Origin of the sequence: Micromonospora globispora (genome assembly GCF_003857015.1) — a bacterium.
Lineage (GTDB): Bacteria > Actinomycetota > Actinomycetes > Mycobacteriales > Micromonosporaceae > Micromonospora > Micromonospora globispora.
The window spans coordinates 1-4,625 of record NZ_QGGF01000443.1; the positions used below are offsets into that span (position 1 = coordinate 1).

5 protein-coding genes and 1 pseudogene are annotated in these 4,625 nt (G+C 73.5%); all 6 read left to right on the top strand.

The genetic code is table 11. The annotated features are described in order from the left end of the window. Window positions 1-457, top strand: a 457-nt coding sequence (locus DKL51_RS23785) for a lysophospholipid acyltransferase family protein (protein WP_498070938.1), incomplete at its 5' end; no start/stop codon positions are given. A 103-nt stretch (window positions 458-560) separates the two neighbouring features. Then, the gene (locus DKL51_RS23790) at window positions 561-1,397 is read left to right on the top strand and encodes a DUF4097 family beta strand repeat-containing protein (protein WP_109943111.1); all 837 of its coding nucleotides are present in this window, start codon (window positions 561-563) and stop codon (window positions 1,395-1,397) included. Beyond that, window positions 1,394-2,008, top strand: a complete 615-nt coding sequence (locus tag DKL51_RS23795; RefSeq protein WP_109943112.1) for a PadR family transcriptional regulator — start codon at window positions 1,394-1,396, stop codon at window positions 2,006-2,008. The genes DKL51_RS23790 and DKL51_RS23795 overlap by 4 nt, the downstream gene beginning before the upstream one ends. 83 nt (window positions 2,009-2,091) lie before the next feature. After that, the gene (locus DKL51_RS23800; RefSeq protein ID WP_124812512.1) at window positions 2,092-2,793 is read left to right on the top strand and encodes a response regulator transcription factor; all 702 of its coding nucleotides are present in this window, start codon (window positions 2,092-2,094) and stop codon (window positions 2,791-2,793) included. Then, a complete protein-coding gene (locus DKL51_RS23805) occupies window positions 2,790-4,349 on the top strand; it encodes a HAMP domain-containing sensor histidine kinase (protein ID WP_109943114.1) in 1,560 nt (519 codons plus the stop codon). Before DKL51_RS23800 ends, DKL51_RS23805 begins: the two co-directional genes overlap by 4 nt. A 62-nt stretch (window positions 4,350-4,411) precedes the next feature. Further along, window positions 4,412-4,625 (top strand): annotated as a pseudogene (locus DKL51_RS23810) (peptidase S1); the annotation flags it as partial.

Sequence of the window (4,625 nt, forward strand, 5' to 3'; positions counted from 1 at the left end):
TAAGAGCCAGGCCGGCCACCCGGTCCCGGTCTTCCCGACGGGCACCACCTGGTGCGGCGAGGGGGCCGGCTGCCAGCCCGGCCGCGGTTTCCGGCCGGCCATGTTCCAGGCGGCGGTGGACACGGGGGCGCCGGTGGTGCCGCTGCGGATCGGCTACCGGTGCGCCGTCACCGGAGCGGCGACGACGGCCGGCGCGTTTCTCGGCGAGGAGACCCTGTGGGATTCGGTCCTTCGGGTGCTCGACGCCCCGGGCCTGACCGTGACGGTGTCGGTCGCCGCGGCGCTGCATCCCGGTGCGGGTGCCGACCGCCGACTGCTCGCCCGGGCGGCCGAGTCGGCGGTGCACCTGGTCCCGGCCCGGCCGCGCCCGGCGTCTCCGGTGGCGGTGGGCGCTCGGGGCGTTCCTCCCCGCCTGCGGGCCGCCGGGTCGGAGCGGGGGCTGGATCTGGCCGCCTGACGCGAAGGCACCGCGACGGTCTTGTTCAGTCGCGATGTATCGCGTTATGCTGCTCCCGTCACTCGACGCGCCGTCGGCGGCGCGTCGCCGAGGGGAGGACACGATGGCCAGCTGGACGGTCGACAGCCCGCAACGGCTCACCCTGGAGGGGCCGGTCACCCGGCTCGACGTCCGGCTGATCACCGGGCGCCTCAACGTGGTCGGCACCGACGGTCCGGCCCGGATCGACGTCACCCGGGTCAGCCGGCGGCCGGTCATCGTCGAGCACCGGGACGGGCGGCTGCACGTCGGGCACGAGCGGCGCCCGCGCTGGCCCGGCTTCCTCTGGTGGCTCGGTCAGCTCGGCCGCCGGTTCCGGGCCGAGGTCTCCATCGCCGTCCCGGCCGACGTGCTGGCCGACCTCCGCCTGATCGACGGCTCGCTGGTCGCCTCGGGCCTGCGGCGGGACACCCAGGTCGACGTCACCTCCGGGCAGATCACCCTGATGGGACTCCGCGGGCGGACCGCCGCGAAGATCATCTCCGGTCCGGTCGAGGCCCTCGGGGTGGCCGGCGACCTCACCCTGGAAACGGTCTCCGGCGAGGTGATCCTCGCCGAGAGCGCCGCCGGCCGGGTGCACGCCCACACCGTCTCCGGCGCCATCACCTGCGACCTGGACAACCCCCGACGCAGCGAGATCCGGCTCAGCGCCATCTCCGGCAGCATCACCGTCCGGGTCCGGGAGGACAGCGACCTCACCGTCCAGCTGCACACCACCTCCGGCCGGATCACCAGCGCCTTCCCGCAGGTACGCGGGGACGCCGGGCTCGGCTCCGTCAAGGACAGCCACGGGGTCCTCGGCGCGGGCGAGGGTAAGCTCTGGGCGTCCGCGACGTCGGGCAGCATCGCGCTGCTGGCCCGCCCGGTGGACGACGACGAGGACGAGGGAGAGCTGCCGTGACCGCCGTGTTCAGTCACGGGCGGCTCCGGCTCTACCTGCTCAAGCTGCTCGATGACGGCCCGAAGCACGGGTACGAGCTGATCCGGCTGCTGGAGGACCGCTTCCTCGGCCTGTACGCGCCGAGCGCCGGCACCATCTATCCCCGCCTGCAGCGGCTCGAGGTCGAGGGTCTGGTCACCCACACCGCCGCCGGTGGCCGCAAGGTCTACGAGATCACCGACGCGGGCCGGGCCGAGCTGCGGCAGCGCGCCGACGAACTGGCCACCCTGGAATCGGACATCAACGCCTCGGTGGAGGACCTGTCCGCCCTGGCCGGCGAGATCCAGACCGAGGTACGCGGCTCGGTGCGAGACCTCAAGCGGGAGCTGCGCGAGGCCACCCGGCAGACCCGGCGGGCCCGGTGGGAGCCACCGCCGACCCGACCGGCCACCAACGGCACCCCGCCGACCGCCGAGTCCCCGCTGCTCGCCGAGTTCGACCAGCGGCTGGCCGCGTTCACCGTGGAGGTCGGCGCGCTGGTCCGGGCCGGCCGACTCAGCGACACCCAGCTCCGGACGGCGATCCGGGTGCTGGACGGCGCCCTGGACGGGATGCGCCGGCTGCTCCGCTGACCCCGCGCGGCCCCGCGCCCGCTCACAGGTTGTTTCCAGGAACCGCCCAGCGGGGCCGCAGGCTGAGCGCGGATGATGGGCACATGGCGGCTACCCAGACCGAAGCTCGACTGCTCGTCGTCGAGGACGACCCCAACATCCTCGAACTCCTCTCCGCGAGCCTGCGCTTCGCGGGCTTCGACGTTGCCACCGCGACCAGCGGCAGCGGCGCCCTGAACGCCGCCAAGGACCACCGGCCCGACCTGGTCGTGCTCGACGTGATGCTCCCCGACCTCGACGGCTTCGAGGTCATCCGGATGCTCCGCGAGGGCGGCACGCGTACCCCGGTGGTCTTCCTGACCGCCCGGGACGCCACCGACGACAAGATCCGCGGGCTGACCCTGGGCGGCGACGACTACGTCACCAAGCCGTTCAGCCTGGAGGAGCTGACCGCCCGGATCCGGGCCGTGCTGCGGCGTACCGCCACCGGTGAGCACGCGCCGTCCCGGCTCAGCTTCGCCGACCTGGAGCTGGACGAGGAGACCCACGAGGTGCACCGGGCCGGCCAGCGGGTCCAGCTCTCGCCGACCGAGTTCAAGCTGCTGCGCTACCTGATGCTCAACGCCAACCGGGTGCTCTCCAAGGCGCAGATCCTCGACCACGTCTGGAACTACGACTTCCGGGGCGACGACAACATCGTCGAGTCCTACATCTCGTACCTGCGGCGGAAGGTCGACAACACCCAACCCCGGCTGATCCACACCCTCCGCGGGGTGGGCTACGTGCTCCGCAAGCCGGCGGCGTGAGCGTCATCCACGAGGCGAAGGGCCGGCTCCGCGGGGTTCCGCTCCGGGTCAAGCTGGTCGCGTCCGTCCTGGCGCTGGTCGCCGCCGCGCTGGTGGTGATCAGCTCGCTGACCACGTACTTCCTGCGGGACTACCTCATCGGGCAGGTCGACGGAGAGCTGCGCGGGGCGAGCGACACCCTCAGCAAGGTGCTACCGGCCCTGCAGAACGGCACCGCCCGCTCAGCCACGGTGCCCACCGACTACGTGGTTGCGCTCGCCGACAACCAGCAGACACAGATCCTCTTGTACGACATGAACAACCTGGAGCCGGACGACCTGCCACCGTTCCCGCGCGACCTGGCGGGCTTCCGGGCCGACGAGGGGGAACCGTTCACCGTCCACTCCCAGGATCACCGGGAGCGCTGGCGGATGATCTACCGAGAGCTGCCCGACGGGCAGGTGCTGGCGGTGGGGCAGCACCTCACCGACGTCGACCTGGCGGTCAAGCGCCTGGTCTGGGTAGACCTGCTGGTCGGCGGCGCGGTGCTGATCATCCTGGCCTCCGTCGGCGCGGCGATCGTCCGTACCAGCCTCAAGCCGCTGGTGGACATCGAGCAGACCGCCGCCGCGATCGCCGGCGGCGACCTCAGCCGGCGGGTGCCCGACCCGGAGGAGGGGCGGCCCTGCCCCACCTCGGAGCTGGGTCGACTCTCCCGCGCGCTGAACGCGATGCTCACTCAGATCGAGGCGGCCTTCACCGCCCGGGCTGCCTCCGAGGCGGCGGCGCGCAGCGCCGAGGTCAGTGCCCGGGACGCGGCCGCCGCCGCGCAGGCGTCCGAGGCGCGGGCCCGGCGCTCCGAGGAGCGGATGCGCCAGTTCGTCGCGGACGCCTCGCACGAGCTGCGTACCCCGCTGACCTCCATCCGCGGCTTCGCCGAGCTCTACCGGCAGGGCGCGGCCCGCGACCCCGAGCAGACCGCGGGGCTGCTCCGCCGGATCGAGGACGAGGCGGCCCGGATGGGGCTGCTGGTGGAGGACCTGCTGCTGCTCGCCCGGCTGGACCGGGAACGGCCGCTCGCCCTGGGGCCGGTGGAGCTGCCGCTGCTGGCCACCGACGCGGTGCAGGCCGCCCGGGCGGTCGCCCCGGATCGCCGGATCGAGCTGGAGATCGAGCCGGGCGCCGGCAACCTGGTGGTGCACGGCGACGACGCGCGGCTGCGGCAGGTGATCGGCAACCTGATGACCAACGCGCTCACCCACACCCCGGCGGACGCCTCGGTGACCCTGCGGTTGCGTACCGAGCCGGGAAACCTGGCCGTGGTGGAGGTGGCGGACACCGGTCCGGGGCTGACCCCTGAGCAGGCCGAACGGGTCTTCGAGCGGTTCTACCGGGCGGACGTGGCGCGTACCCGCCGGGCCGGTGGGGCGATCAGCACCGGGCTCGGGCTGGCCATCGTGGCGGCCCTGGTGGCGGCTCACCACGGCACCGTGGAGGTGACCGAGACCCCCGGCGGCGGGGCCACCTTCCGGGTCCGGCTGCCGCTGCTGCCGGACGTCGCCGAGCAGGGCGAGTGACTTTCAGAAAACATTCAGGCACATTCCAGGCTGATCGCAGTGCCGAGGGAGAAGGTGGATCCATGAACGAGTACGAGACCGACCCGCAGCGGTCGCCGGCTCCCGCCGACGCCGAGCCGTCGCATCCCACGGCCGAGCTGTCCCGCGTCGAGCGCGGGCAGTCCGACTCCGCAGCTGACACCCCGGCCGCCGCGCCGGCTCCGGCCGACTCCCCGGCGGCCGGAACCCCCGCCGCGTCCGGCACCACGCCCACCGCCGTCCCGGCCGCCGCCGAGG